General features: G+C 74.4%; 22 protein-coding genes and 3 pseudogenes. 16 read left to right on the top strand and 9 right to left on the bottom strand.

The features are described 5' to 3' along the window. Positions 1–32 precede the first annotated feature (32 nt). Complete coding sequence (locus ABZ261_RS21240; RefSeq protein ID WP_356861345.1) at positions 33–2,240, bottom strand: N-6 DNA methylase; 2,208 nt, start codon at positions 2,238–2,240, stop codon at positions 33–35. Positions 2,241–2,391: 151 nt separating this feature from the next. Between ABZ261_RS21240 and ABZ261_RS21235 the strand changes: the two genes are divergently transcribed. From ABZ261_RS21235 to ABZ261_RS21215, 5 genes are all read left to right on the top strand, one after another. Further along, a complete protein-coding gene (locus ABZ261_RS21235; RefSeq protein WP_356861343.1) occupies positions 2,392–3,618 on the top strand; it encodes a DNA sulfur modification protein DndB in 1,227 nt (408 codons plus the stop codon). Between the two features lie 106 nt (positions 3,619–3,724). Then, positions 3,725–4,291, top strand: a complete 567-nt coding sequence (locus ABZ261_RS21230) for a hypothetical protein (protein WP_356861341.1) — start codon at positions 3,725–3,727, stop codon at positions 4,289–4,291. A gap of 125 nt (positions 4,292–4,416) precedes the next feature. After that, on the top strand, positions 4,417–6,102 hold the full coding sequence (locus ABZ261_RS21225; RefSeq protein WP_356861454.1) for a hypothetical protein: 1,686 nt from the start codon (positions 4,417–4,419) through the stop codon (positions 6,100–6,102). Positions 6,103–6,155: 53 nt separating this feature from the next. Further along, the gene (locus ABZ261_RS21220) at positions 6,156–6,809 is read left to right on the top strand and encodes a hypothetical protein (RefSeq protein WP_356861339.1); all 654 of its coding nucleotides are present in this window, start codon (positions 6,156–6,158) and stop codon (positions 6,807–6,809) included. Further along, positions 6,806–8,908, top strand: coding sequence for an Hsp70 family protein (locus ABZ261_RS21215; RefSeq protein ID WP_356861337.1), 2,103 nt, complete (start codon positions 6,806–6,808; stop codon positions 8,906–8,908). Before ABZ261_RS21220 ends, ABZ261_RS21215 begins: the two co-directional genes overlap by 4 nt. A gap of 191 nt (positions 8,909–9,099) precedes the next feature. On the opposite strand, the gene ABZ261_RS21210 is transcribed toward ABZ261_RS21215, so the two are convergent. From ABZ261_RS21210 to ABZ261_RS21200, 3 genes are all read right to left on the bottom strand, one after another. Continuing rightward, complete coding sequence (locus ABZ261_RS21210) at positions 9,100–9,435, bottom strand: hypothetical protein (protein ID WP_356861335.1); 336 nt, start codon at positions 9,433–9,435, stop codon at positions 9,100–9,102. 111 nt (positions 9,436–9,546) lie between these two features. After that, complete coding sequence (locus ABZ261_RS21205; RefSeq protein ID WP_356861333.1) at positions 9,547–10,149, bottom strand: HD domain-containing protein; 603 nt, start codon at positions 10,147–10,149, stop codon at positions 9,547–9,549. Positions 10,150–10,285: 136 nt separating this feature from the next. Further along, the gene (locus ABZ261_RS21200) at positions 10,286–11,050 is read right to left on the bottom strand and encodes a CDP-alcohol phosphatidyltransferase family protein (protein ID WP_356861331.1); all 765 of its coding nucleotides are present in this window, start codon (positions 11,048–11,050) and stop codon (positions 10,286–10,288) included. Positions 11,051–11,157: 107 nt separating this feature from the next. On the opposite strand from ABZ261_RS21200, the gene ABZ261_RS21195 reads away from it, so the two are divergent. The 5 genes and pseudogenes from ABZ261_RS21195 to ABZ261_RS21175 all read left to right on the top strand — a co-directional run. Beyond that, positions 11,158–12,147, top strand: a complete 990-nt coding sequence (locus ABZ261_RS21195; RefSeq protein ID WP_356861329.1) for a zinc-binding alcohol dehydrogenase — start codon at positions 11,158–11,160, stop codon at positions 12,145–12,147. A gap of 111 nt (positions 12,148–12,258) precedes the next feature. Further along, a complete protein-coding gene (locus tag ABZ261_RS21190) occupies positions 12,259–12,657 on the top strand; it encodes a 6-carboxytetrahydropterin synthase (RefSeq protein WP_356861327.1) in 399 nt (132 codons plus the stop codon). Continuing rightward, complete coding sequence (locus tag ABZ261_RS21185; RefSeq protein WP_356861325.1) at positions 12,654–13,835, top strand: glycosyltransferase family 4 protein; 1,182 nt, start codon at positions 12,654–12,656, stop codon at positions 13,833–13,835. The genes ABZ261_RS21190 and ABZ261_RS21185 overlap by 4 nt, the downstream gene beginning before the upstream one ends. A 299-nt stretch (positions 13,836–14,134) precedes the next feature. Further along, positions 14,135–15,040, top strand: coding sequence for a class I SAM-dependent methyltransferase (locus ABZ261_RS21180; RefSeq protein ID WP_356861452.1), 906 nt, complete (start codon positions 14,135–14,137; stop codon positions 15,038–15,040). Further along, positions 15,037–16,239: pseudogene (locus tag ABZ261_RS21175) on the top strand (lysylphosphatidylglycerol synthase transmembrane domain-containing protein); the annotation flags it as partial. The gene ABZ261_RS21180 and the pseudogene ABZ261_RS21175, both read left to right, overlap by 4 nt. A gap of 215 nt (positions 16,240–16,454) precedes the next feature. Here the strand turns inward: ABZ261_RS21175 and ABZ261_RS21170 are convergent. After that, positions 16,455–17,234 (bottom strand): creatininase family protein, encoded by a 780-nt coding sequence (locus tag ABZ261_RS21170; RefSeq protein ID WP_356861324.1) that lies wholly within the window; start codon positions 17,232–17,234, stop codon positions 16,455–16,457. Between the two features lie 38 nt (positions 17,235–17,272). On the opposite strand from ABZ261_RS21170, the gene ribA reads away from it, so the two are divergent. The 4 genes and pseudogenes from ribA to ABZ261_RS21150 form a co-directional block, all read left to right on the top strand. Continuing rightward, on the top strand, positions 17,273–17,944 hold the full coding sequence (ribA, locus tag ABZ261_RS21165) for a GTP cyclohydrolase II (RefSeq protein WP_356861323.1): 672 nt from the start codon (positions 17,273–17,275) through the stop codon (positions 17,942–17,944). A 62-nt stretch (positions 17,945–18,006) separates the two neighbouring features. Then, a pseudogene (locus ABZ261_RS21160) lies at positions 18,007–18,527 on the top strand (FAD-dependent oxidoreductase). Beyond that, positions 18,524–19,585 (top strand): saccharopine dehydrogenase, encoded by a 1,062-nt coding sequence (locus ABZ261_RS21155; RefSeq protein WP_356861321.1) that lies wholly within the window; start codon positions 18,524–18,526, stop codon positions 19,583–19,585. Before ABZ261_RS21160 ends, ABZ261_RS21155 begins: the two are co-directional and overlap by 4 nt. Positions 19,586–19,612: 27 nt before the next feature. Then, positions 19,613–19,765: pseudogene (locus tag ABZ261_RS21150) on the top strand (saccharopine dehydrogenase); the annotation flags it as partial. Positions 19,766–19,878: 113 nt separating this feature from the next. Here the strand turns inward: ABZ261_RS21150 and ABZ261_RS21145 are convergent. Beyond that, positions 19,879–21,102, bottom strand: a complete 1,224-nt coding sequence (locus ABZ261_RS21145) for a serine hydrolase domain-containing protein (protein ID WP_356861319.1) — start codon at positions 21,100–21,102, stop codon at positions 19,879–19,881. Positions 21,103–21,329: 227 nt separating this feature from the next. Between ABZ261_RS21145 and ABZ261_RS21140 the strand changes: the two genes are divergently transcribed. Continuing rightward, positions 21,330–21,767, top strand: a complete 438-nt coding sequence (locus ABZ261_RS21140) for a PPOX class F420-dependent oxidoreductase (RefSeq protein ID WP_356861317.1) — start codon at positions 21,330–21,332, stop codon at positions 21,765–21,767. 241 nt (positions 21,768–22,008) lie between these two features. Here ABZ261_RS21140 and ABZ261_RS21135 read toward each other — a convergent pair whose 3' ends face one another. Next, positions 22,009–22,887 carry an NAD(P)-dependent oxidoreductase gene (locus ABZ261_RS21135; RefSeq protein ID WP_356861315.1) on the bottom strand — a complete coding sequence of 293 codons (879 nt, stop codon included), beginning with the start codon at positions 22,885–22,887 and terminating at the stop codon, positions 22,009–22,011. 99 nt (positions 22,888–22,986) lie between these two features. On the opposite strand from ABZ261_RS21135, the gene ABZ261_RS21130 reads away from it, so the two are divergent. Next, positions 22,987–23,658, top strand: coding sequence for a TetR/AcrR family transcriptional regulator (locus tag ABZ261_RS21130; RefSeq protein ID WP_356861313.1), 672 nt, complete (start codon positions 22,987–22,989; stop codon positions 23,656–23,658). Here the strand turns inward: ABZ261_RS21130 and ABZ261_RS21125 are convergent. Continuing rightward, a complete protein-coding gene (locus tag ABZ261_RS21125) occupies positions 23,619–24,293 on the bottom strand; it encodes a TetR/AcrR family transcriptional regulator (protein ID WP_356861311.1) in 675 nt (224 codons plus the stop codon). The genes ABZ261_RS21130 and ABZ261_RS21125 overlap by 40 nt on opposite strands. Positions 24,294–24,475: 182 nt before the next feature. Further along, positions 24,476–25,354: a phosphogluconate dehydrogenase (NAD(+)-dependent, decarboxylating) gene (gene gnd, locus ABZ261_RS21120; protein WP_356861450.1), complete on the bottom strand. Its 879-nt coding sequence runs from the start codon at positions 25,352–25,354 to the stop codon at positions 24,476–24,478. Between the last annotated feature and the right edge of the window lie 133 nt (positions 25,355–25,487).

The following is a 25,487-nucleotide window of genomic DNA, read 5'->3' as shown; positions in this document are numbered from 1 at the left end:
GCGGGGATGTGGTCGTGGTCACACGGCGCGGCCTAATGGGACGCGTCGCCGCTCGGCGGAGATGACGTCGCTTTCCGCGACGGCAGCAGCTGCCCGCCCGTGAGCCCGCCCGCCAGCAGCCGTGCCGTCTCCTCCGCCAGCAGGGTCGCCCGCCGTGCCTCCGCCCGGAGCTCGTGCACGTGCCGGAACGCCTCCCCGTACCGCCGCTGCTCCTCCAGCGGCAGCAGGGGCACGCGCAGCCGGCCCGGGCTGACCGTCAGCACCGTGCTGCCCGTCGACGCGCCCGCGATGTTCTCCTTCGCGCCCAGGAACCCGGCGAGGAACCAGGCGTCCAGGCGTGCCGGGTCCGGCCGGAACAGGTGGACGTGGGGGCCGAGCAGCGCGCCGGCGTCCTCCTCGCCCGCGACCCGGGCCATCGGGCCGTCCCCCCTCGCGACCGCCCGCACGAGGACGTCCCCGACGGCGATCACGGGGGCCGTGTCGTCGTGCAGCCCCGTCGAATCTCCCGTGGGGCCCGATCCGGCCGCGATGTCCGAGCCGGTGAGCACCGCCCGCGTCTCGGGTTTCCGACCCCCGCCGGTATCGCCGCCCGCGGCCTGTGCCCGGGTGCGTACGCCGTCCGGCTGGGTGCGCAGCAGGGTGAGCGCCCCGCCGCGCGCGAGATCGGACGCCGTCGCCGTCCGCCACTCGCGGGCCGCGGCGCCCGCCGCGCTCCACTCCTCGTGGCCCGCCGTCCGCGCGAGGGATCGCGCGGCCTCGACGAGGTGCCGGCGGGTGGCGCTGACCTCGGCCGACAGTTCCGCCGGGTCGATCTCGGCCCGTGACGCCCGTACGAGCCGCGCCGGGGTCAGGTCCACCACCTCGTCCAGCAGGTCCACCACGCCGACCGCGTGCGCGACACCGGGCTCGCCCTCGAACGTGTCCGGGCTCTTCGTGAACGCCCGCCACGCGTCCAGGGCGCGCGCCGTGATCCCCTCCCAGTCGACGGAGGCGGACCGGCTTCCGCCCCGAGTCCGCCCGGTCACCGCCGTTCCCCCGCGTCCCGCCGCCGTCGCCGTGCCGGTCGCCGCGTCCGCCGCCGTGTCCACGAAGAGCACCGACTTGCGTTCCGGGCCGCCCGGTTCGGGTCGCTGCAGCACCCACACCTGAAGCCCGATGTGCAGCGGCACCGACGCGCCGGGCGGCAGCGCGATCACCGCGCGCAGGGCCCCGCTGCGCACCAGCTCCGCCCGTACGCGACGGCCCGACGCGCGGCCGGCCGTGGCGGGCGGCAGGAGCAGGGCCGCGTAGCCGCCGGGGGCGAGGTGGGCGAGGGCATGCTGCACCCAGGCCAGCTCCGACTCGGCTCGGGGCGGCACGCCGTACGCCCAGCGCGGGTCGTACGCCAGCTCGTCGTGGCCCCAGTCGCGGACGCCGTACGGCGGGTTGCACAGCACCGCGTCGGCGAGCAGGTCGGGGAAGGCGTCGGCGCGGAGACTGTCGGCGGCGCGCACGGTGACCGTTGCCTCCGGGGCCGTCAGCAGCAGGCTCACGGCGCTTCGCCGTGCCTGCACCGGAAGCGCGTCCTGGCCGCACAGCTCGTGCGCGCCCCGGCGGGCGGCGGCCGCCAGCAGGGTGCCGCTGCCGCAGGCCGGGTCCAGGACGCGGGCGGGGGAGCCGGGGATCAGGTGGGCGAGCAGGTCCGCCAGCGGTGCGGGGGTCCGGTACGCGCCGGAGGCGGCGCTGTCCTCCAGCTCCCGCTCGGCGAGCACGCCGAGCGCGGCCTGGCCGCCCTCGTCGCGTACACACGCGTACAGCGCGCGCAGCACCGCCGCGTCGTCCGCCTCGAAGCGGACCGTCTCCGCGGCCGGTACGACGTCGGCCGCCGAGGCCGCGTCCTGCTGGGCGCGGGCGGCGAGGTCCGCGTCCGGCAACCGCGTGACGGCCGTCAGCTCCTGCGGTGGGCGGCCCGCCGCCGCCAGGACGAGGAGCGGCAGGCCCTCCGACGTGCCGCCGCCGCTCTGCGCGTGCAGGCGCAGGACCGTGCGGAGCTCCTCCGCGGGGCTCGCCGCCGAGGCATGGCCGCGCGAGGCGAGCCAGGCCCGCACCGCTTCCAGGTCGTACAGCGGACTGCTCTCCGTGCCGCCGGACGGCTCGGGGAAGTCCTCGTGCCGGCGGCGCCAGTTGCTGACCGTGGCGCGCGTGACCCCCGCGATGCGGGAGATCTCGGCGGCGGTCACCTGGGCGGATGGCTGGGGCATGACGGAAGTCCTGAGCCTCTCGGTAGCGAACAGTCAACAACCTACAGCACCCGTCAAATCTGTCAACGTGATTGACGATGCTTTCAGTGGTGTGGTTCTCTGGCTCTGCTTCCGAGTGGAAGCCGCTCACCGCAACTCCGGGGGGAGTCCCATGCGCCTGTCCATGCCGACCGCCGTCGTCGAAGGCACCCAGCTCACCGTCATGCCGTTCCGCGGCGACGCCGTCGTCGGAACGATGTCCGTGCCGACGCTCGTCCAGCTCGTCCCCTCGCCCCGCGCCGAGGAGGACCCGCGCAGGCTGAAGAACGCCCCGGGGCTGGTGCGCCGGCACGCCGAGCTGCGGGCCACCGTGCAGCGCACGCTGAAGTCCTCGCAGAAGGGCAAGAACGTCGGCCCGTACGCCGAGTACATCGCCGCCGGCATCAAGGGCGAGCTCGGCGCCGCCTGGTCCACCCCGCCCGTCACCCTGTGGCACGCCGGACCGCTCGCCGCGCTCAGCGATGAACTCGTCCCCGGCACCGGCCTGCGCACCCTCACCGTCGCGCCGGGCACGATGGTCATCGCCATCGACGGCGAGACCCAGACGACCGCCTGGCACGACCTCTACGACGACCCGGAGGCGTACGGCCTGACGTACCCCGAACTGGCCCAGGTGCGCCTCCCGTTCGAGATGTACGTCGACCTCGCCCCGGCCGACGCGCGGCAGATCTTCTACGACCGCAACGTGCAGGGCGTGGCCGTCGCCAAGAACCTGGCCATGTCCATGGACCAGCGCGACTTCGGCACCCGGCTCGCGCACCTGGTCGCCGACTCGGTCAAGGTCGACGTGGACGGGCAGCGGGTGCCGTTCGCGCGACTCGTGAACGTCAGCAAGCGGCAGGTGTCCGCGGGCGACCGCGAAGTCGTCACCCTCTCCGCGCTGCGTGCTCTCGTCGTCACCGCGCTCTACGGGCGCAACGGCCTCCAGCGGTCCGCCGAGTCCGTGCACGAGGACGAACTGCCGACGGGGTACCGGCCCGAGCAGGTGGAGGCCGCGGTCGTCCCGATCCTCGGACAGCTCATCGGCCGCCACGCCCGCGACTTCACCGAGCGCAGCGCCATCACCGCGCCCGCCGTCCTCGCCGGCCTCGGCATCGCCGCCCACCACACCATGCCGTGGGCCGACCCGGCGACCGCCTTCCGCGCCGACGACCTGGTCCGCCTCCTCGACGGGATCCGCTGGGAGCGGGAGGCGAAGTACTGGGACGGCGTCGCGGCCAAGACCGGCACCTCCGGCCGTCTCAACTTCAGCGGCGGGGTGAAGGACTCCGGCGGTCGGGTCGCCGACGCGATCCTCTACCCCGCCACCGAGGCGGGCCGGAAGATCCGCGGCCGCTGAGCCCGGCCCGCGCCCAGGACGTCCCCGTCACGAGCTCGCATCACCGCATCACCGCATCACACCACCGCATCGCACGCACCGCGCACCAAGGAATCGGAGCACGACCATGACCTTCCAGCAGCCCTCCCCGCCGGCCGGCCACGAATCGCAGGGCCCCTTCGGCCCCGGCGCGCCCGCCGGCCCGGGACAGCCCGCCCCCAGCCGCAGACGGTGGCTGAAGTACGGGGCTGTCGTCCTGGTCTCCCTCTTTGTCGGGGTCGGCATCGGCAACAGCGGCTCGGCGGAAACCGGCAAGGGGGCCGCGGAGGCCGGGCCCCGGCCCAGGGTCACCGTCACCGAGAAAGCCGACGCGGCCGCCCCCAAGGCGGCCCCCACCGTCACCGAGACCGAGACGGTCACCGCCAAGCCGAGGAAGACCAGGAAGCCGGGACCGGCGACCGGCTTCCCGGGCGAGGGCGAGTACCTCGTCGGCGAGGACATCAAAGCCGGGACCTACAAGACGGCCGGTCCGGACGGGGGGTTCGGCTGCTACTGGGAGCGGGCCAAGGACGCCAGCGGCGAGTTCGGCTCCATCATCGCCAACAACAACCTCGACGGGCCGGGGCGCGTGACGCTCAACGACGGCGAGTACTTCAAGACGAACCGGTGCCAGGAGTGGAAGAAGGTCGGCTGACGCCCGGGCCGGGGCGACCGTCACCGTCATACACCATCGACAGGCACCCTACCTGCGCGTTCATGCTTTCCACGGGGGGAGTACGTGAAGTCTTCACACACGGTTACTCTGTCGGCGTGTACGACATGACCGACCCGGTCGCCGCCCGCCGCGCGGCGATAGCCGCCGAGAAAGAGCGCCTGGCGAGGGCGCGGGAGCGCCGGCTGAGCCGTGAGCCGGCCGGTGCGAGCGGCTTCGCCCAACGCAAGTGGCGCTGGCTGGGCGTCAACGGGGGCGAGGCCGTCGAGACCGTGCTCGCCGTGCTGAAGGACGTCGTCGAGGTGTCCACGCTGACGGACGGCCAGCGGGACGTCCTGGAGCGGGCCTTGGGCGGGACGCCGGACCGGGAAGCGCTGCTTCCGGCGGTCCGGGCCGGTCTCGCGGCGCTGGAGCCCGAACGCGTCCTCGGCCACCTGCGTGCTCTCTGGGACGCAGGAGTTCGCTGGCTCAACGAGCCCGGGTCGGAACGGTGCCGCGTTCTGTGCTCGACCGCCCCGGGGACCGAACTCGTCAACGTCCGACACCGGGCGATCTCGGGAGGGCCCGCTTTCTCCCTGTTCGCCGCGGCGGCCACCCGGGGCGTGATTCCCGTGCCCAACGCGCATCTGCCGCACGTGCTGCCGTGGGCGCCGCTGTCCGTGATCGACGATCTCGTGGACCACGGCGGCCTGATGGCGGAGGACCGGCCCTGGGAAGTCCGGAACGAGGCCGACGCGCTCTATCTGCGCGCTCGACTGGCCCCTTCGTCCATCGGTCCGCAGGAAGCCGCGCGACTCGGCTGGGAGGACTTCCTGCGTCGCCGCGCCTTCCTGAGCGGTGACACGATCGTCCGTCGGGAACCGGAAGACGTCTGGGACCTGCTGTACGACGTGCTGGCCGATGCCCACCTGCCGTCCCTCGACGCTCTGGACGCCGTCCTGCCGCGCGCCCAGCAGATCGAGCTGCGCAACCTGAAGTCGGGTGCCCTCAACGGGCAGTGGGCCATGGAGACGGTCCGCGACAAGGGGCTCTGGAAGCTGATGGCCGCCCTGTGGCGACCGGCCGAGCCCGTCGATCCGGCCCGCAGTGCCTTCCATGCCCTGGTCGCCCTCAGGCGCGCGTACGACCTGGTCAAGTCCGGGGACATGGAGGCGGCCGACCGCCAGGTGGACGCCTTCCTGCGGAAGCGCGCCGCCGAGTCGCTCCCGGCGGAGCTGATGAGGGAGGCATACACCCTGGCGGCCTACGTGGCCGCGGTCACGTCTGCCGGCGCCGACGGGAGCGCGAGACTCGCCCTGGCGGAGGAGCACGCGCTGAAGGCGGCGGAGAGGGGCGGTGCCGTGGCGGAACGCAACCTCGCCCTCGTCCGGACGTGGAGGGACACGCCGAAGAACCGGCGGGGGCAGGTGACGAACCCGTTCCTGGAGCTCGGCCTGGACCATGCCGCCGACGGATGGGAGCGACACTGCCGGGACCTCTTCCGCCGGTACGAACGCGCGGGGGACCAGGCGAGCCAGGCACGGGTGAACCAGGCGGAGGACCGCATCCACGACGCCCTCCGCCATGAGGCCGGCCTGGACGTGTTCTTCCGGCTCCCGCTCGACCGCTCCCTCTACGAATTGCCGGAAGCCGTGCCCCGGCAATTGGTGCCCCCACTGGAGCCGATCGCCCGCCGCACCTCGCTCACCAGCGGTGCGGACCTGGAGACCATCCGTGCCCGGGCGGCCGTCGAACTGCTCGACGACTTCCGAAGCACTGCCCCCCACCTCGACCGGCACGGCCCCACCCGCTGACGGTCCATCCCCCGACAGACGACGCACGACGGTGAGCGAGGCGCAACCAGCCCATGGCCCCGAACAGAAGAACCGCGGCACGCCGTGGTGAGAAGAAACCCCCCAAGAACGAGCGTGCCCATCGCCGCTGCCCGCACTGCGGGCAGATACAGCCGGGCAAGGACCGCAAGGACGCGCCGCACAAGCCCGCAGGGCTGAGGCACCGCAGAGCGAAGCAGCAGGCTGCCGAGCAGCCCGCCGTCGCACAGCAGCGGGCCGTTCCTCGGGCGCCGGAACCCATCGACGCCAAGACGATCATCCAGGGCGTGGTCGAACGGATTCCCGCAGCTCTGGAGGACACAGCCGTGGGCGGTGACGTCCCGGCCACCGGCCTCAACGTGGCTGTGCGCAAGGCCGTGCTGGACGAGTTCCGGACCCGGACCCAGTTCGCGGGACGGCTGGCGGAGATCGACGCGCTGCTGTGGGCGCAGACGGACCACGGTGGCGAGCTCGTCAGCGGCACGCTGCTGGACCATCTGCGGCAGATGCGCATCATCAGGATCACGGAACCGGAGGAGAGTGACCGGTTCGTCGTCACGGAAGGCGAGGGCGAAGGCCTCGAGGTGCTGCGTCCGGCATACGTGGACGAGCTGACCGGCAAGGTGATCATGGCCGGGCATCTCCGGAGGGTTTCCGCGCGCACCGGCGCAGTGGGGGGAGAAGAGTGACGACCGGCATCGACTTCGGCACCACCAACTCGGTGGCCGCACAGTGGAACGGCGAGTACGTCGAGGTCCTGGAACTCGGCGGACAGGGACTCGACGCCGACTGGAAGCGGCCCGGCTTCGAGCTGCTCTACCCCTCGGTGGTGGGCACCAGTTCCCTCCGTGACGGCGCCCTGTTCGGCTGGGAGGCCAAGCTCCGCTCGGAACAGGCCGTCGAAGCGTGCAAGCGCATGCTGCGCGAAGAGCCCCTCGTGACGATCGGCGGGCGGCGGTTCGCCGCGACCACCGCCGCCGCCGGGGTCTTCCGCTCCATGGCCGCCGCCGCGGAGGACGAGGCCGCGACCGAGATCACGGAAGCCGTGATCACCGTCCCGGCCAACGCCACCGGAGCGGCCCGGTTCCGTACCCGTGAAGCGGCGCGCGCGGCGGGCATCACGGTCAAGACACTGCTCAACGAGCCCACGGCCGCCGCCATCGCCTACGCCCACGCCGTGGAGGAGGACGGGGAGTTCCTCGTCTTCGACTGGGGCGGCGGAACCATGGACGCCACGCTGCTCCTGCACGACGACGGCTTCTTCGACGAGAAGGCCAGCCGCGGCGTCAACCGGCTCGGCGGCCTGGAGATCGACGCACGCCTGCGCCGCATGGTCCTCGACCGGGCGCCCGCGCGCAGGGCGTGGTCCGAGTCCGAGCAGCGCCAGTTCGCTCTCGACCTCGAACGCAACAAGATTTTGCTGTCGTCCCAGGAGTCCGTGCGCGTCACCACCCCGGACGGGACCGTCGTGGAGATCGGCCAGGACGAGTTCTCCGCCGAGATCCAGGACCTCATCAGCCGGGCCCTCGACCCCGTCGAGGCATGCCTGGAACAGGCCCGCATCGACCCGCGCGAGCTCACGGCCGTCCTGATGATCGGAGGCAGCAGCCAGATCCCCGCGGTGCGCGAGGCCGTGGCCGAGGCGCTGGACTGCGAACTGGTCGCCCCGGAGCTGTGCGACCCGATGACCGCGGTCGCCGAAGGCGCCGCCATCACCGCGGCGGCCATGGACGGTGAACTGAAGAGCATCATCCGCGTCGTCAACACCCATGCGCTGGGCACGGTCACCAAGGACCGTCACGGCAAGCGCGCATTCAGCGCGCTCATCGACCGCAACCAGCGGCTGCCCCAGCAGCGGACCAAGTCCTACCAGCCGTCCAAGGACGGAGTGCGCAGGCTGACGGTGGAGGTATGGGAAGGGGACCCCGACCGGCCCGTCGACCACCCCGACAACGTCAAGCTGACCGAACTCGTCCTGGACTACCCGCAGCGGTCCCAGGCGGAGGACGGTGTCTTCGACCTGGAATACACCTACAGCAAGGAAGGGTTGCTGACGGTGAAGGCAACCCTGCAGAAGACCGGCGAGGTCGTCCTCGACGGCGAGGTCAGGGTCTTCGGCGACAGCACGGTCCCGCCGGAGATCGAGAAGGAGCTGAAGGCACTGTTCGCTCTGCGCTCCGCGGAGCGTACGGCGCCCAGACCGACCCACCCCCAGCGGGCCACCGCCACCGCTCTACCCGGCGCGCGGCCCGGCGGCCCTCAGCCGAAGAACACGTCACCGTCCCCGGCCGTGCTGGCCGCCCTGGCCAAGAAACCCGCTCCGGCGACCATGCAGCAGCCCGCCGCCCTGGTCGTCGACGGGTCGAACCTGGCATGGAACGGCCGCCCTTCGCGCGCCGCGGGCGGCCGCCCGAGCTTCCTCGCCCTTCAAGCGGCCGTCAAGTCACTGCGCTTCAAGAACCCGGACAGGGACATCCACGTCGTCGTCGACGCCACGCTCCGCCATGACGTCACCCCGGAGGAGCGCCCCTTGGTGGAACAGGCCATCGCAGCCGGCACCGTGGTCCAGCCGCCCGCCGGCACCGAGGGACGCGGAGACGCCCTGGTGATCAGCATCGCGGAGGAGATCGGCGGCGTGATCGTCTCCAACGACAACTTCGCGCCCTTCCAGAAGGCCCACCCCTGGCTGCTGGACGTCGGCCGGGTGCTGGGCGCCACACAGTCCCAAGGGGTCTGGGTGTTCAACCCGCGCAGACCCAATCCCGTGGGGACACGGCGCCCCCACTGAGAGAGACTCCGCCGTCGGCTGGGGTGTGTGGCGAGCGGGCGGGCGGCCCGGACGGGCTGCCGGCCGGCGCCGTCAGACCGCCTGCACGGCGGGGGCCGGGCGGACCGGTCCCCCCGTCGTCGCCGACGGACCCCGGTCCGCGAGGGCGCGCGGGACCGGTGGGTGTGCTGGCGCTGCGGACCGGGAGCTCGTCAGAGCTCCGTTTCCCGTGCCTGCTCGCCGGTGGCGACGGCGTGCGCCTTCTTCACGTGGTTGGCGATGCTCGCCGGTGCGCCGGTGTAGTCGCACGACGGACACTTCCGCCACACGCCCTCGGAGACGGCGCGCGCGCTCACCGAATGCCCGGGGCCGTACCCGTGCCCGTGGAGCAACTGGGCGACCGAGGAACCGTATTCCACCGCGAGCAGGGCCGCCTCCGCGACCTTGTCGTGGCCGGGAGCGAAGAAGGACCCCGGGCCGACCTTCCTGGCGCAGCCGCACCAACAGGTGCCGGTCGGAGTCAGCTGAGGAAGAGGCTTCGTCGTCATGACGTCACGGTAGGTCAATCAAGCCGCGCACACGGTCACTTCGCTGTGTTCGCGGTGGCCACAGCGGTGCCGTCCGGCACCGTACGGCGTGTGTGGGGCGGCTGGGTCCGGTCACGTGCGGGCGGAGGCGTCACCGCCCGGCACCGGCCGGGCCAGGTCCGGGTCGCCGAACTCGGCACGCAGGGCCTGGAACGCGGCGACCTTGTCCGCGCCGAAGCGGCGGACCTGGGCGGCGTACTCGTCGGCGGTGAGGAACGCCGACGGGCGGGACTTGGAGTGGAACTTGTCCGCGTACATCACCAGCCGCTCCTCCTCCGTCTCCGCCAGGTAGTCGGCCGGAGGCAGGGGCAGACCCTGGCTCAGGACGTCGTGCCGGGTGAGGCCGACCCCGGTGTGGTGGGAGCAGAACCGGCGCAGCGGCTCGGGGAAGCCCTCCTGCTCCAGGATCTCGTGGCCGAGCAGTCCGTGCCGGATGTACCGCGCGTGGTCCAGCCGTCCGGCGGCGTCGTAGAGGCGGTACACGCCGATGTCGTGGAGGAGGCAGCCGGCGCGGACCAGTTCGGCGTCGAGGTGACGCAGGCGCGGGGCGGACAGGAGCTGCTCGGCGATGCTCCAGACGATCTCGCAGTGCGTGTGGACGAGGGCGAACGCCTCGGCGGTGGGCGCGTACTTCTCGTGCAGCGCACGGATCTCGTCGGGTCCCGGAATGCTCATCCGGCGAGCCTAACAACCGCCGTGGAACGGCCCGTACCGTCCTCCTGCCCCCGGGCGCCCGGCCGGTCCGGGCGGGGCAGCAGCCGGTCCGGGACGCAGCGGCCGGGACCTGGCAGCACACCGGTGCCGGTCGCCGTCAGCGGCCCGAGGGCACCAGTTCCCGTACCCGCCGGACCGGCGCCGGGCGCACGATCCGCGCGTTGCGCCGCAGCCACAGCACGTCCCGTCCGAAGGACCACAGCAGGGAGCCCAGGGCCAGCAGCACGATCGCCAGGTTCGCCGGGCGGGGCAGCAGGCCGGCGCCCGCGACGAGCAGGCAGACGCCCTGGATCGCGGCGACGGTCTTGCGGGCGAACGACGGCGGCAGCGGGGCGGTCAGCCAGGGCGCGACCCGGGCCGCGGCGACGAACGCGTACCGCATGCCGCCGATCAGGAGGACCCAGGGGCCGAGCTGCATGGAGACGTACACGCTGAGCACCAGGATGAGGAACGCGTCGACCTCCATGTCGAAGCGCGCGCCCAGCGCGGAGGAGGTGCCGGTGCGGCGGGCGACCTTGCCGTCCACGCCGTCCAGCAGCAGTGCCACGGCGGTCATCGCGACCAGCAGCGTCACCGGCGGCGCGCTCGCGAAGGAGTCCGCGACCAGCGCGGTCACCCCGCCGACCAGGGTCGCCCGGCCGAGCGTCACCCGGTTCGCGGGCCCGAAGGAGCGCAGGGGGGAGCGGTGCAGGGCGCGGGAGAGGACCGCCCAGGTGGCGAACGCGAACGCCAGCCCCGTCAGCCAGCCGGCCGGCCCCATGCCGATCGCCGAGCCGAGCAGGGCGAGCAGCAGGACCTGCACGCCCGCTCCCACAGCGGTCTCCTGCTGGAGCCTCGCGCCATATGTGTTGTTCAGGGCCACCGCACACCCTCCGGCCGAATGACAGAGTCGATCAACGCCGCGTACTGTGCGCGGCCTGTGCACTTCTCGGTACGTGAACAACTTGCCGATCGTTCAGGAGGATGCCGATGAACCGTTCCGCCCGTGCGTTCTGGCTGCGCTCGCCCGGCCACGGCGAGCTGCGCGACGTCACCCTCGCGGAGCCCGCCGAGGACGAGGTCCTGGTGCGCGCGCTGTACTCCGGGGTCAGCCGGGGCACGGAGACGCTCGTCTTCCGCGGCGGGGTGCCGGAGAGCCAGCACGCCGTGATGCGGGCGCCGTTCCAGGAGGGCGACTTCCCGGGCCCGGTGAAGTACGGCTACCTCAGCGTCGGCGTGGTGGAGGAGGGACCGGCCGCGCTGGCCGGCCGCACCGTCTTCTGCCTGTACCCGCACCAGAGCCGCTACGTCGTCCCGGCGAGCGCCGTCACCGTGGTGCCCGAACGGGTGCCCGCCGGGCGCGCCGTGCTCGCCGGCACCGTCGAGACCGCCGTCAACGCCCTGTGGGACGCGGCCCCGCTGATCGGCGACCGGATCGCGGTGGTCGGCGGCGGCATGGTCGGCTGCGCCGTGACCGCCCTGCTCGCCCGCTTCCCCGGCGTCCGCCTCCAGCTCGTCGACGCCGACCCGGCCCGCGCCGGCGTCGCCGAGGCCCTCGGCGCGGACTTCGCCACGCCCGCCGACGCCCTCGGCGACTGCGACCTCGTCGTGCACGCCAGCGCCACCGCGGCCGGCCTGACCCGGGCGCTGCAACTCCTCGCCCCGGAAGGCACGGTGGTGGAGCTGAGCTGGTACGGCGACCGGAGCGTGACCGTGCCGCTCGGCGAGGCCTTCCACTCCCGCCGGCTCACCGTGCGCAGCAGCCAGGTCGGCACCGTCTCCCCGGCCGCCCGCCCCGGCCGCACCTACGCCGACCGGATGGCGCTCGCCCTCGACCTGCTCGCCGACCCGGCGCTGGACGCGCTCGTCACCGGGGAGAGCGCCTTCGAGGAACTCCCGTCCCTCATGCCGAGGCTGGCCTCCGGTGAGATTCCCGCCCTGTGCCACCGGATCCGGTACGCCGAGAACGGCCTGACCTGAGAAAAGAGTGAGAGACGACTGAACACGGGGAAGCGAGGAGCCGTACTACACGGCATCCCCCTGCGGGCAAGGGCGGGGGGACCAGAGGCGCCGCACCTGGAGGGTCGTCCGTTGTTCAGCATCACCGTCCGCGATCACATCATGATCGCCCACAGCTTCCGCGGCGAGGTGTTCGGGCCCGCGCAGCGACTGCACGGCGCCACGTTCCTCGTGGACGCGACGTTCCGGCGTGAGCAGCTGGACGAGGACAACATCGTCGTCGACATCGGCCTGGCCACCGAGGAACTGGGCGCCGTCGTCGCCGAGCTGAACTACCGCAACCTCGACGACGAGCCGGAGTTCGCCGGCGTCAACACCTCCACGGAGTTCCTCGCCAAGGTCATCGCGGACCGGCTCGCCGAACGCATCCACAAGGGCGCCATGGGCGAGGGCGCCAAGGGCCTCGCCGGCATCACGGTCACCCTGCACGAGTCGCACATCGCCTGGGCGAGTTACGAGCGTGGCCTGTGACCGACCTGACCGTGGAGCGGGCCCGCCTCGCCTATGTGCCCGCCCAGCCCACCGCCGTTCAGAACGCCGGAATCATCCCCATGTCCCTGCGCACCGTGCACTTCGTGATGCCGGGCGGCGTCGACGACCCGGCCGCGCCCAGCGGCGGCAACGCCTACGACCGCCGGGTCTGCCTGGACCTGCCGGGCTTCGGCTGGCAGGTCGCCCGGCACGCCGTCCCCGGCGCCTGGCCGAGCCCGGACGGCGCCGCCCGCGACCGGCTCGCCCGCACCCTGCGGGACCTGCCGGACGACACGGTCGTGCTGCTCGACGGCCTCGTCGCCTGCGGCGTCCCGGAGATCGTCGTCCCCGAGGCCGCACGGCTGCGGCTGGCCGTCCTCGTCCACCTGCCGCTCGGCGACGAGACCGGCCTGGACCCGGCCGTCGCCGCCGACCTGGACGCCCGCGAGCGGGCGGTGCTGCGGGCGGCGCCCGCCGTGATCGCCACCAGCGACTGGGCGGTCCGCCGGCTCGTCTCCCACCACGGACTCGCCCCCGGCCGGGTGCACGTGGCCGCGCCCGGCGCCGACATCGCGCCGCTCGCGCCCGGCACCGACGGCGTCTCCCGGCTGCTGTGCGTGGCCGCCGTGACCCCGCGCAAGGGGCAGCACCGGCTGGTGGAGGCGCTGGCGGCGGTCCGGGACCTGCCGTGGACCTGCGCGTGCGTCGGCGGCCTCGGACACGACCCCGAGTACGTGGCGCACCTGCGCGAGCTGATCGCCCGGCACGGCCTCACCGACCGCCTGCACCTGACCGGCCCGCTCGCCGGCGCCGAACTGGACGCCGCGTACGCCGCCGCCGACCTGATGGTCCTCACCTCCTACGCCGAGACCTACGGCATGGCGGTCACCGAGGCCCTCGCCCGCGGCATCCCCGTCCTCGCCACCGACGTCGGCGGTCTCCCGGAGGCGGTCGGCCGCGCCCCGGACGGGGGAGTGCCCGGCATCCTCGTCCCGCCGGAGGACCCCGCCGCGCTCGCCGCCGAACTGCGCGGCTGGTTCGGCGAACCCGACGTGCGCCGCCGCCTCAAGGCCGCGGCCCGCGGCCGCCGCGCCGCGCTCGACGGCTGGGCGGCCACCGCCCGCAGCCTGGCCGTGGTCCTCGGCCGGCTCCCGCAGGCCCAGGGGAGGACGGCATGAGCGGACCGGGTGCGTCGCAGCCGGTGACCGCCGCAGCGGTCCCCGCAGCGCCGGCGGCGGGCGGGCCCGTCCCGTCCCGGCCGGCGCCGGGCGGACCCGCGCCGAGCGGGCCGGGTCAGGAGGAGTTCCCGCACCGTGCCGGGGATTCGAGGAGCGAGGAGGTGGCGGCCGTGGCCGTCGGCGTGAACACGGGCGTCCGCGACGGAGAGCCCGGTACGGGCGGCCCCTCGGACGCCGGGGCGCGGACCGGCTCCTCGGGGGCGGCGGCCGGCGGCAGCGGAGGCGCCGGGTCCCCGGTCATCCCCGGCGCCGGCCCCGTGGCCCGCCCCGGTGAGCGGCCCACCGTACGGCTGCGGGACGGCGACCCGGAGGAGCCCCCGCGGTACGCGCCCGAGTGGCTGCAGCTGCGGGAGGCCGCCGACGCCGCCGCCCGCGCGCCCGAACTGCTCGACCCGCTGCGGATCCGGCTGGCCGGCCTGCCGGGCCGGACGGGCGGACTCGCCGTGCACGACCTGGGCTGCGGCACCGGCTCGATGGGCCGCTGGCTCGCGCCGCGCCTGGACGGCGCCCAGCACTGGGTCCTGCACGACCGCGACCCCTACCTGCTGCACTTCGCCGCCGTGGCCTCCCCGCGCTCCGCCGCCGACGGCAGCCGCGTCACGGTCGAGACCCGGCGCGGCGACGTGGCCCGGCTCACCCCGGACGCGCTGACCGGGGCCGCGCTGGTGACCGCGTCCGCGCTGCTCGACGTCCTCACCCGCGAGGAGGTCGGGGCCCTGGCGGACGCCTGCACCGGCGCCGGCTGCCCGGCCCTGCTCACCCTCTCGGTCACCGGGCGCGTCGAACTCGCCCCCGCCGACCCGCTGGACGCCGAGATCGCCGAGGCGTTCAACGCGCACCAGCGGCGCACCGGGCTGCTCGGCCCGGACGCCGTCAGCGTGGCCTGCGAGGCGTTCGCCGAGCGCGGGGCGACGATCCGCGTGCAGCCCAGCCCGTGGCGGCTCGGCCCCGAGCAGGCCGCGCTGACCGAGCAGTGGCTGCGCGGCTGGGTGGGCGCGGCCGTCGAGCAGCGGCCGGAGCTGCGCGAGCGGACCGAGCGGTACCTGGAGGCCCGGCTCGCCGCCTGCGCGGCCGGCACGCTGCGGGTCACCGTGCACCACAGCGACCTGCTGGCGCTGCCCCGGCCGACGGGCGGCGGGGCATGAGCGCGCGGGCGGCCGGCACGGCGGCCGCCGGCGTACGCGCCCGCACGGCGCCCGCGGCCCCCGCCCGCACCCGCGCGGTGGCCACGGAAGCGGCGCCCACGGAAGCGGTGCGCGGGCGCCCGGAGTCCACGGACGCGGCCCCCGCGCACCCCGCCCGCCCCAGAACGGCGGCGACCGACCCGACCCCCACCCGCGTGCCCCCCACGGCAGCACCGCACGCGCGCGTGGTCGGCGCCGCCCCCCTCCCCGGCGCGGCAGCGGACGCCGGCACCGTCCGCACCGCCGACCCGGACGGGCCCCCCGCTCCCGAGCCGCCCGCCACCCCCCGGCGGCCCGGCTCGCGGGCGGTGCGCGCCCACGTCGGCACCGTCGTCGGCGCGGCCATCCTCGGCGTGCTGCTGTGGCGGCTCGGCACCGGCGTGCTGGTCGACGGGCTGCGCCGGATCGACGCGGGGACGGTGCTGGCCGCGCTGGGCATCGGCGTGGTCACCACCGTGTTCAGCGCGTGGCGCTGGCAGTTGGTGGCCCGGGGGCTGCGGCTGCGGCTGCCGCTGGGCCCGGCCGTCGCCGACTACTACCGCGCCCTGTTCCTGAACGCGGCCCTGCCGGGCGGGATCCTGGGCGACGTGCACCGGGCGGTCCGGCACGGGCAGAGCGCGGGCGACCTCCGGCGCGGGGTGAAGGCGGTCGTCCTGGAGCGGGTCGCGGGTCAGGCGGCGCTCGCCGTGGCCGGCGCGGCGGTGCTGCTGACCCTGCCGTCGCCGGTGCGCGCCGACGCCCGCGGCTTCGCCCCGCCGGCGGCCCTGGCCGCCGTCGGCGCGCTCGCCGTCGTCCTCGCCGTCCGGATGAACCGCGCCCCGGCCCGTGGGCGCGGCGCACTGCGCCGGACGCTCGGTGAGGCCCGCCAGGGCCTGGCGTCGCGGCGGAGCGGGCCGGGCGTCGCCCTGTCCTCCGGGATCGTCCTGGCCGGGCACCTGACGATGTTCGTCGTGGCGGCCAGGGTCGCCGGCTCGGCCGCCCCGGTGGCGGAGCTGGCGCCGCTCGCGGTGCTGGCGCTGCTGGCCATGAGCCTGCCGCTGAACGTCGGCGGCTTCGGTCCCCGCGAGGGCGTCACCGCGTGGGCGTTCGGCGCGGCGGGGCTCGGCGCGGACACCGGTGTCGCGGTGGCCGTCGTCTACGGCGTGCTGAGCTTCGTCGCCAGCCTGCCCGGCGCCGTCGTCCTCGCCCACCGCTGGTACGAGAGCCTGCGCACCGGAACCCCCACGCCGGCGCAGGGTCCGCGCACCGGGACCCCCGCCCCCGCGGAGGGTTCGCGCACAGGAACCGCCGCGCCGGACGCTCGTCCGGTGTTCGCGGACGGTCTGCCGTCCGGGGCCGCCCCCATGGGTCCCGGCCGGCAGGCCCTCGTCCCGGCCTATTCCCGCCCCGCGGCGGCGGAGGTGAGCAGCGCGAAATACGGTGCGAACGATTCCGTCAGGCTCGCCAGCAGTTCCTTCCCCTTTTCCGCCGAACCGAGCGAAGGACGGCCGATGACACCCGATTCGGTATAGGCGGACATTCCCACGGTGAGCAGATGACGGCGGTCGTCGGCGATGAAATCGGCGGACTCGTGACCAGGGCGGACGAATTCGGGGTGAGCATGCAGCAGGATCGACGTCTCGATCTCCCCCGCGTGCATGTCGGTGAGGAGCGAGGTGACCACGCCGGCCCGTTCCCGCGCCGTCTCCCAGTCCTCGGCGGCCGGGTACAGCGCCATCCGCTCGCCCCGCGCGGACGCCTCCTGGACGACGTTGCCCAGCACGTAGTTGCCGCCGTGCCCGTTGACCACGACCAGCGCGTCGACCCCGGAGCGGCGCAGCGACGCCGCGATGTCGGAGACCACCGCGTGGAGGGTCACCGAGGAGATGCTGACGGTTCCCGGCCATGCCGCGTGCTCGTGCGAGCAGGAGATGGTCACCGGAGGCAGCAGATGCACCGGGTACGCTGCGGCGATCTCCCGTGCCACGGCGCACGCGACGAGCGTGTCGGTCGCCAGCGGAAGGTAGGGACCGTGCTGTTCGAAGCTTCCGACGGGAAGGACGGCGACCTGTGCTGACACGCCCGCCCCCCGCGTCCGCACGTCCTCCGCGGTGTCCGTCGGCACCACGCCGTCCGCCACCCCGTGTGCCGCCGTACGCGCGCCCGAACCACTCATCTTTTTCACGGCCTTTCGTCTCTGCTTAGGAACAGATCATGACAGAAAACACCGGCGTCGACATCGGAGTGCTCGGCAAGAAGACCCCGCGGCGATCGGGCGCGGAACGCGTCGTGAATGCGCCGCTGCCCACCGTCTACGGGGATTTCCAGGCGATCGGTTACCTCGACCACGACCGCGGCGACGAGCAAGTGGCCCTGGTGTACGGCGAAATAGGCGCCGAGAACGTTCTGGTGCGGCTCCACTCGGAGTGCCTGACCGGGGACGCGTTCGGCTCCCGGCACTGCGAGTGCGGCGACCAGCTGGAGGCCGCCATGCGCTCGGTCGTCGACGAAGGCAGCGGCATCGTCGTCTACTTGAGGGGCCACGAGGGCCGCGGCATCGGACTGCTCGCCAAACTGCGCGCGATGGCCCTGCAGGCGGAGGGCCTGGACACGGTGGAGGCCAACCTGGCGCTGGGCCTGCCCGTCGACGCCCGCGACTACGGCGTCGCCGCGGAGATCCTGCGCGACCTCGGGGTGCGCTCGGTCCGGCTGATGTCCAACAATCCGCGCAAGCGGGAGGCGCTGATCCGGCACGGCGTCCAGGTCACCGAGCAGGTGCCGCTGCTGATCGAGCCGTGCGAGTCCAACATCACCTACCTGCGGACCAAGAGGGAGCGGATGGACCACCACCTGCCGCACCTCGACGCCGTCGCCCACGGCTCCTGACCCCCCGCGGCCGGACGCCGCGTCGCCGATCGGGCGGGCCGCGCGGCGCCGGAGGCGGCGGCGTGATCCTTCGGGCCCAAGTGGTCATCTCCGGCGGCGGGGTGATGGGCACGAGCATCGCCTGGCGCCTGGCGCGCGCCGGTGTGCGGGACGTCGTCCTCGCCGAGCGGGCGAGCTCGCCGCCGGGCGTACCTCCAACGAGGCGGGCGTGCGGCTGCAGAACTCCCTCGGGGGCGCCCAGCCGCCTGCTCGCCCCCGAGGACGCCGGCCGCCCCTGGGCGCGGGCGGTGGGGGCGATGGTCGGCGCGGATCTGCCGGTACGGCCGCTGCGCCGGCCGATCGCCGTCACCGGACCGGTCCCGGGCCCGCCCTCGCACGCTGCCCGCGACCATCGACCTCACCACCGGCCTGTACGGCCACCGGGAAGGCCCCGCCCTGCCGGACCTGCCCCGCACAGGCGCCGGCGGTCGGCGAGGTCGTCCGCGCCCTGTGCCTCGGCCGCGTACCCTTCCTGGACATCCGCCCCCTGAGCGCCGACCGGTTCGCGGCCGGCGCCCCGCGCCCGGAGGTCGACCTGGTATGACCGAGCTGCACCTGTGGCTGCGCCACGAGCCCCGCGCGACCGAGCGGCGCACCCCCGTCGTCCCCGCCGACGCCCGCCGCCTGGTCGACGCCGGGGCGACGCTGACCGTCGAGGAGTCCCCGCAGCGGATCTTCCCGATCGAGGAGTACGAGGCGGCCGGCTGCCGGCGCGCCCCGGCCGGCTCATGGGTGTCGGCGCCGCGCGACGCCGTGATCCTCGGCCTGAAGGAGCTCCCGGACCGGCCGGCCGCGCTGGTGCACCGCCACGTCTACTTCGGGCACGCCTACAAGCGGCAGCCCGGCGCCGCCGAGCTGCTGCGCCGGTTCGCCGCCGGCGGCGGGGCGCTGCTGGACCCGGAGTACCTGGTGGACGACCAGGGCCGGCGGCTGGCCGCGTTCGGTTTCTGGGCGGGCTACCTGGGGGCCGCGCTCGCCGTGCTCCAGCACCGGGGCCGGCTGCCGGCCCCGCTCGCGCCCACGACCAAGGACGACCTGGACGCGGTGCTGCGGCCGGCCGCCGGTGACGCGGAGTTCACGGCGCTGGTGATCGGCGCGCTGGGCCGCAGCGGCCGGGGCGCCGGGGCCGCCTTCACCACGGCGGGCGTCGAGGCGACCCGCTGGGACCTGGCGGAGACCCGCGACCTGGACCGCGCGGCGCTGCTCGGGCACGACGTCATGGTGAACGCGGTCCTCGCCACCACCCGGGTGCCGCCGTTCCTGCGCGCGGAGGACCTGGACTCCCCGGACCGCCGGCTGCGCACCCTGTGCGACGTCACCTGCGACGTCGGCTCCCCGTTCAACGTCCTGCCCGTCTACGACCGCACCACCGACTGGACGCAGCCCGTGCGCCGGCTGCGCACACGGCCCCCGCTGGACCTGATCGCCATCGACAACCTGCCGTCCCTGCTGCCCCGCGAGTCGAGCACCGACTTCTCGGCGGCGCTGCTGCCGCTGCTGCTCGCCTTCGGCACCGGTGGCGCCTGGCGCCGCTGCCTCGACCGGTTCCACCGGGCCTGCCGCGAACTCGGCATCACGGAGGGGGAGTCCCGTCATGACTGACCGCGTCCCGGGACCGGGTGGTGCCCGGTGCCCCTGGAGGTGGACGCGGGCGACGGCGGTGGCTGGACCGGCGCCTACCTGCTGGACCTGACCGGTGACGCCGAGGAGTCGGCGACGGCCCGCTGCGCCTCCCGCCCGCTCGCCCTCGGCGTCCGGCACACCCTGGACGGCAGCCTGCCCGGCGAACTCGCCGATAACGGACCGGAGTTCACGCTGGCCTCGGCCAGTGGCCGGAGCGGCCGGAGGGGCGGGAGGGGCCGAGTGGCCGGTGGCCGGATCGGCCGGCCGGCGGGTCAGTCCGCCAGCGCCGCGTGCACCAGCCGCCGCAGCTCCGGGAAGACCTTCAGCGCCTTCGGGCGCACCTGGCTCATGAACTGCACGGTCAGATCGTGGGCCGGATCGACCCAGAACGCGGTGGTGGCCACGCCGGTCCAGCCGTAGGAGCCCCGGTGGGAGGGGGCAAGAGTGCGGGAGGGGTCGGTGACCACCGAGACGTTGAAACCGAAACCGAGTCCGTCGTTGCCCGGCTCCCGGTGGACCGGGGCGCCGAACGAGCGGATGGTGGCCCCGCCCGGGAGATGGTTGCGGGTCATCAGCGCGACCGTCTCCGGCTGGAGCAGCCGTATGCCGTCCAGCTCGCCGCCCCGGCGCAGCATCTCCATGAACCGGTGGAAGTCGTGGGCGCAGGAGACCAGGCCGCCGCTGCCGGACAGGAACCGCGGCCGGCCGTGCACCGGCAGCCCCGGCACCGGCTCGATGCCTCCCGCGTCCGTCTCGCCGTACAACTCGGCCAGCCGCCCGGCGTGTCCGGGCGGCACGTGGAAGCCGGTGTCGCGCATGCCGAGCGGGCCGAGGATGCGCGCGGCGAAGAACGCGTCCAGCGGCTGCCCGGACACCACCTCGATCAGCCGGCCCAGCACGTTGGAGGCGACCGAGTAGTTCCACTGGGTGCCCGGGTCGAACTGCAGCGGCATCCGCGCGTACAGCTCGACGGTCTCCGAGAGGTCCTTGCCCGGCGGCACCGAGAACTCCAGGCCCGCCTCGCGGTAGAGGGCGTCGACGGGGTGGCGGTGGTAGAAGCCGAACGTCAGTCCGGCGGTGTGGGTGAGCAGGTGCCGGATCAGGATGGGCCCGGCGGCCGGGCGGGTGCGCACCGCCTCGCCCGTTGTGCCCTCGTACACGCGGGGGCCGGCGAACGCGGGCAGATGGCGCTCCAGCGGGTCGTCCAGGGACAGCCGGCCCTCCTGCGCCAGCAGCAGCACGGCGACCGCGGTGACCGGCTTGGTCATCGAGTAGATCCGCCACAGCGTGTCCGGCTCGACCGGCAGCCCGGCCGCCACGTCCCGCAGGCCGTACGTGGTCAGGTGGGCGACGCGGCCGCCGCGGGCCACCGCCACCAGATAGCCGGGCAGGCGCCCGGCGTCGACGTGACGGGCGAAGTGCCGGTCCAGCCGCTCCAGCGCGGTGGCGTCCAGCCCCGCCTCCTCCGGTTCCACGTCCTGCCGCAGCTGTGCCATCGCTTCCCTCCGGTCGCCTCGTCCGCGTGCGTCCCGGCAGGCTCCGCCGGACCGCACCCGCTCCTCATCGTCGCGCACGACCGCCCGCCGGGAGCGGTGCGCCGGGGGTGCGTGAGCGACGCGACGCCCCGCGGGCCGGGCGCCGGCGGGGCGTCACGGCGGGGCCGGGCCCAGCGGTGCCGGGATCGCGGGGAATGCGCGGACCGTGCCCGCGGGTTGACCCGGATATGACTCAGGACCCCACGCAGGACGCGCTGCTCCGGCTGCTCTCCGAAGGCCACGGCGGCGTGCTGGTCACCCTCCGGCGGGACGGCCGCCCGCAGCTGTCCAACGTCAGCCACGCCTACAGTCCCGAGGAGCGGATCATCCGGATCTCGGTCACCGACGACCGCGCCAAGACCCGCAACCTGCGCCGCGACCCGCGTGCCTCCTACCACGTCACCAGCGCGGACCGCTGGGCGTACACCGTCGCCGAGGGCACCGCGGAGCTGACCCCGGTCGCCGCCGACCCCGGCGACGAGACCGTCGAGGAACTGATCCGGCTCTACCGGGACGTCCTCGGCGAGCACCCGGACTGGGACGACTACCGGGCCGCCATGGTCCGCGACCGCCGCTTGGTGGTGCGGCTGCACGTGGACCGCGTCTACGGCATCCCGAAGAGCTGACCCGGGGCCCGTGCGATCCCGGCGCGCCGCCACGGACCCGCCCGCACCAGCGGCGCTCACGGCCCGCCCGCACCGGCGCCCCGGCCCCGCTCACGGGCTCACCGCCACCGCCTTCGGGGCACCGGTGGCAACGTAACCGGCCGCGTTCACGGGCCCGCCCCTCCGGGACGCGCCGACGGGCTCACCGGCCGGGCCCGCCGCTCGGGGCGGTCGTCGCGTCGGCCGCGGTCTCGGCTCGCGCTCACGCTGTCCCGGCCGTCCGCGCCTCGATCGCCCGCAGCACGGCGACCATGTCCTCACCGCCGTACCCCTGCGTCACCGTCTCCTCGAACAGGCTGTGGCAGACGTCGAGGAGCGGCGAGGCCAGGCCGGACTTGCGGGCCGCCTCGGCGATGAGCCGGTTGTTCTTCAGCACGTCCAGGGCCGCCGCCTGCACCGAGAAGTCCCGCTCGCGCAGCTTCGGCGCCTTCATCCGGGAGACGCCGCTGGCCATCGGGCCCGCGTCCAGGACGTCCAGGAACAGCCGGCGGTCCAGGCCCTGCCGCTCGGCGAAGTGGAAGGCCTCGGCCAGCCCGGTCACCAAGGTGATCAGGAACAGGTTCACGGACAGTTTCATCAGCAGCGCGCCCGGCGCCGGGCCGCACACGAACGTCTCCCGGCACATCGGGGCGAGCAGCGGCCGCACGGCGGCCACGGCGCCCTCCTCCCCGGCGAGCATGGCGACCAGCCGTCCCTCCTCCGCCGGCACCCGCGACCCGGACACGGGCGCCTCGACGTACCGGCCGCCCGCGGCGCGGACCTCGGTCTCCAGGGCGTGCGAGTACTCCGGCGAGGTCGTGCCCATGTGCACGACGGTCCGGCCGGCGACCCGTGCGGCGAACGCGGGGGTGCCGCGGCCGAGGACGGCGTCGACCGCCGTCTCGTCGGCGAGCATCAGCAGCACCACGTCCGCCCGCGCGAACACCTCGCCGGGGTCCGCGGCGACCTCGGCCCCGGCCGCGCGCAGCGGACCGGCGCGCTCCGGGGTCCGGTTCCACACCACCAGAGGGACGCCCGCGGACGCCAGACGCAGGGCCATGGGCCGGCCCATCACTCCGAGACCGATGAAACCGACCTGCATGGGACCGCCCTCCGCTGCCGCGGGCCGACTATGACAGTGGTCATAGTAGCGGGCGTTATGACACCGGTCATAGGGTGGTCGTGAGGAACGGAGGTCGGCATGGCACAGGCGCGGCACGGGCCGCGGGAACGGATGGTCTTCAGCGCGGCCCAGCTCATTCGGCGCGACGGGGTCACCGCGACCGGCATGCGCGAGGTCGCCGCCCACGCCGGCGCACCCCGCGGCTCGCTCCAGCACTACTTCCCGGGCGGCAAGGAGCAGCTGGTCAACGAGGCGGTCGGCTGGGCCGGCCGGTACGCGGGCCGGCGCATCGCCCGTTTCCTCGCCGGGCTGGAGGAGCCCACGCCGAGCGGCCTGTTCGCGGCGATGGCCGCGCAGTGGACGCAGGAGTACGACCGGGACGGCTTCGCGGCGGGCTGCCCGGTCGCCGCGGCCACCGTCGACTGCGCCTCCTCCGGAGACTCCACCCGCGCGGCCGTCGCCGCCGCGTTCGACACCTGGCGGACGCCGCTCGCCGAGGCCCTCACCGGCATGGGGGTGCCGGCGGCCCGCGCCGAGTCCCTGGCCACGCTGATGATCAGCGCCCTGGAGGGCGCGATCCTGATGGCCCGCGCCGAACGGGACGTCGGGCCCCTGACGACGGTCGTCCGCGAACTCGGACCGCTGCTCGACGCGGCCGCGGCCCCCGCCGGACGACCGCGCGCGGAACGGGAGGCCTCGCGCGCGACGGCTCAGGAGCCCGGCACCGCGGACCCTTCCGCCGTCAGGTAGGCGATCACCATGTCCCCGAGCATGGTCCGGTAGTGGTCGCGCTGCCGCGGATCCCCCAGGTCCCGGCCGAACAGGATGCCGAACGCGCGCCGGCCGGCGACCCGGGCGAAGCAGAAGGCGTTGATCATCGCGTACAGGTCGACCGCGTCCACGTCGGCCCTGAACACCCCGGACTCCCGCCCCGCGGCGAGGATGCGGCGGATCACGCCGAGCGCGGGCGAGCCGGGCCGGCCTAACTCCCCGGCGGCCGCGAGGCGCCCGGCGCCCTGCACGTGCCCGGCGCCGAGCAGCCGGATGAGGTCCGGGTGCCGCTCGTGGTGGTCGAAGGTCAGCTCGGCGAGGCGCCGGATCGCCGCCACCGGGTCCGGGTGCTCGACGTCCAGCCGCCGCTCGGCGTCCCGGAGCACCCGGTGCGCCCGCTCCAGCACGGCCCTGAACAACTGCTCCTTGCCGCCGAAGTAGTAGTAGATCATCCGCTTCGTGGTGCGGGTGCGGGCCGCGATCTCGTCGACCCGGGCGCCGTCGTAGCCGGCCCGGGCGAACTCCCGTGTGGCCACGTCGAGGATCTCGGTCCTGGTGCGGGCGGCGTCACGCATCCTGCCGCCGGCGCACACCGGTTCTTCGACGCTGGTCATCGGTTCCCTTCGGGCCGGGGGACGCGGGCGGGCGCGCTCGCGGGCGCGCCGGTGATTGTAGAAGCAGGGCGTCCCGGCGCCCGGTCCCACCGGCGGCCGTGCGGTCCGCTCACCGCGGGGGCGCCCGCACGCCCCCGCGGCGCCGGGGGAGGACCGGCGGCAGGCCCCCCCGGGCGGGCGGATCAGCCCTTCTTCTCGACCGCGTGGCCGCCGAACTGGTTGCGCAGCGCCGCGATCATCTTCATCTGCGGGGAGTCGTCCTGCCGGGAGGCGAACCGGGCGAACAGGGAGGCGGTGATCGCCGGGAGCGGGACGGCGTTGTCGACGGCCGCCTCCACGGTCCACCGGCCCTCGCCGGAGTCCTCGGCGTAGCCGCGCAGCCCCTCCAGGTGCTCGTCCTCGTCCAGGGCGTTGACCGCGAGGTCCAGCAGCCAGGAGCGGATGACGGTGCCCTCCTGCCAGGAGCGGAACACCTCGCGGACGTTGTCCACCGACTTGACCTTCTCCAGCAGCTCCCAGCCCTCGGCGTAGGCCTGCATCATCGCGTACTCGATGCCGTTGTGGACCATCTTGGAGAAGTGCCCGGCGCCGACCCGGCCCGCGTGGACGTAGCCGTACGGGCCCTCCGGCTTGAGCGCGTCGAAGATCGGCTTCAGCCGCTCCACGTGCTCCTTGTCGCCGCCGACCATGAGCGCGTAGCCGTTGCGCAGGCCCCACACCCCGCCGGAGACGCCGGCGTCGACGAAGCCGATGCCCCTGACGCCGAGTTCGGCGGCGTGCTTCTCGTCGTCCGTCCACCGGGAGTTGCCGCCGTCGACGACCGTGTCCCCGGGCTCCAGCAGGTCCTTCAGCTCGTCGATGACGGTCTGCGTGGCCGTGCCGGCCGGGACCATCACCCACACATGGCGGGGCGCGTCCAGCTTCTCGACCAGTTCGGCGAGGCTCTTGACGTCGGAGACCTCGGGGTTGCGGTCGTAGCCGACGACCTCGTGGCCGGCGCGGCGGATCCGCTCGCGCATGTTGCCGCCCATCTTGCCGAGACCGATGAGGCCCAACTGCATGGCTGTCATGTGCATCACTTCCTGAGAGAGCGGTAGGCGGCGACCAGTGCCTTGGTGGAGGGGTCGAGGCCGGGGACGTCGGCGCCTTCGGTGAGGGCGGGTTCGACGCGTTGGGCGAGGACCTTGCCGAGTT

The sequence above is a fragment of the Streptomyces sp. NPDC006193 genome, from assembly GCF_040613915.1.
Taxonomy (GTDB): domain Bacteria; phylum Actinomycetota; class Actinomycetes; order Streptomycetales; family Streptomycetaceae; genus Streptomyces.
The sequence above is the reverse complement of the archived record's forward strand: the minus strand, read 5'-3'. Positions and strand labels throughout refer to the sequence as shown.

Excerpts from the sequence above, each read along its gene's own strand:
- ABZ261_RS21240 (WP_356861345.1), bottom strand. The coding sequence starts at position 2,240 with ATGCCCCAGCCATCCGCCCAGGTGACCGCCGCCGAGATCTCCCGCATC.
- ABZ261_RS21235 (WP_356861343.1), top strand. The coding sequence starts at position 2,392 with ATGCGCCTGTCCATGCCGACCGCCGTCGTCGAAGGCACCCAGCTCACC.
- ABZ261_RS21230 (WP_356861341.1), top strand. The coding sequence starts at position 3,725 with ATGACCTTCCAGCAGCCCTCCCCGCCGGCCGGCCACGAATCGCAGGGC.
- ABZ261_RS21225 (WP_356861454.1), top strand. The coding sequence starts at position 4,417 with ATGACCGACCCGGTCGCCGCCCGCCGCGCGGCGATAGCCGCCGAGAAA.
- ABZ261_RS21220 (WP_356861339.1), top strand. The coding sequence starts at position 6,156 with ATGGCCCCGAACAGAAGAACCGCGGCACGCCGTGGTGAGAAGAAACCC.
- ABZ261_RS21210 (WP_356861335.1), bottom strand. The coding sequence starts at position 9,435 with ATGACGACGAAGCCTCTTCCTCAGCTGACTCCGACCGGCACCTGTTGG.
- ABZ261_RS21205 (WP_356861333.1), bottom strand. The coding sequence starts at position 10,149 with ATGAGCATTCCGGGACCCGACGAGATCCGTGCGCTGCACGAGAAGTAC.
- ABZ261_RS21195 (WP_356861329.1), top strand. The coding sequence starts at position 11,158 with ATGAACCGTTCCGCCCGTGCGTTCTGGCTGCGCTCGCCCGGCCACGGC.
- ABZ261_RS21170 (WP_356861324.1), bottom strand. The coding sequence starts at position 17,234 with ATGAGTGGTTCGGGCGCGCGTACGGCGGCACACGGGGTGGCGGACGGC.
- ribA (WP_356861323.1), top strand. The coding sequence starts at position 17,273 with ATGACAGAAAACACCGGCGTCGACATCGGAGTGCTCGGCAAGAAGACC.
- ABZ261_RS21155 (WP_356861321.1), top strand. The coding sequence starts at position 18,524 with ATGACCGAGCTGCACCTGTGGCTGCGCCACGAGCCCCGCGCGACCGAG.
- ABZ261_RS21145 (WP_356861319.1), bottom strand. The coding sequence starts at position 21,102 with ATGGCACAGCTGCGGCAGGACGTGGAACCGGAGGAGGCGGGGCTGGAC.
- ABZ261_RS21140 (WP_356861317.1), top strand. The coding sequence starts at position 21,330 with ATGACTCAGGACCCCACGCAGGACGCGCTGCTCCGGCTGCTCTCCGAA.
- ABZ261_RS21135 (WP_356861315.1), bottom strand. The coding sequence starts at position 22,887 with ATGCAGGTCGGTTTCATCGGTCTCGGAGTGATGGGCCGGCCCATGGCC.
- ABZ261_RS21130 (WP_356861313.1), top strand. The coding sequence starts at position 22,987 with ATGGCACAGGCGCGGCACGGGCCGCGGGAACGGATGGTCTTCAGCGCG.
- ABZ261_RS21125 (WP_356861311.1), bottom strand. The coding sequence starts at position 24,293 with ATGACCAGCGTCGAAGAACCGGTGTGCGCCGGCGGCAGGATGCGTGAC.
- gnd (WP_356861450.1), bottom strand. The coding sequence starts at position 25,354 with ATGCAGTTGGGCCTCATCGGTCTCGGCAAGATGGGCGGCAACATGCGC.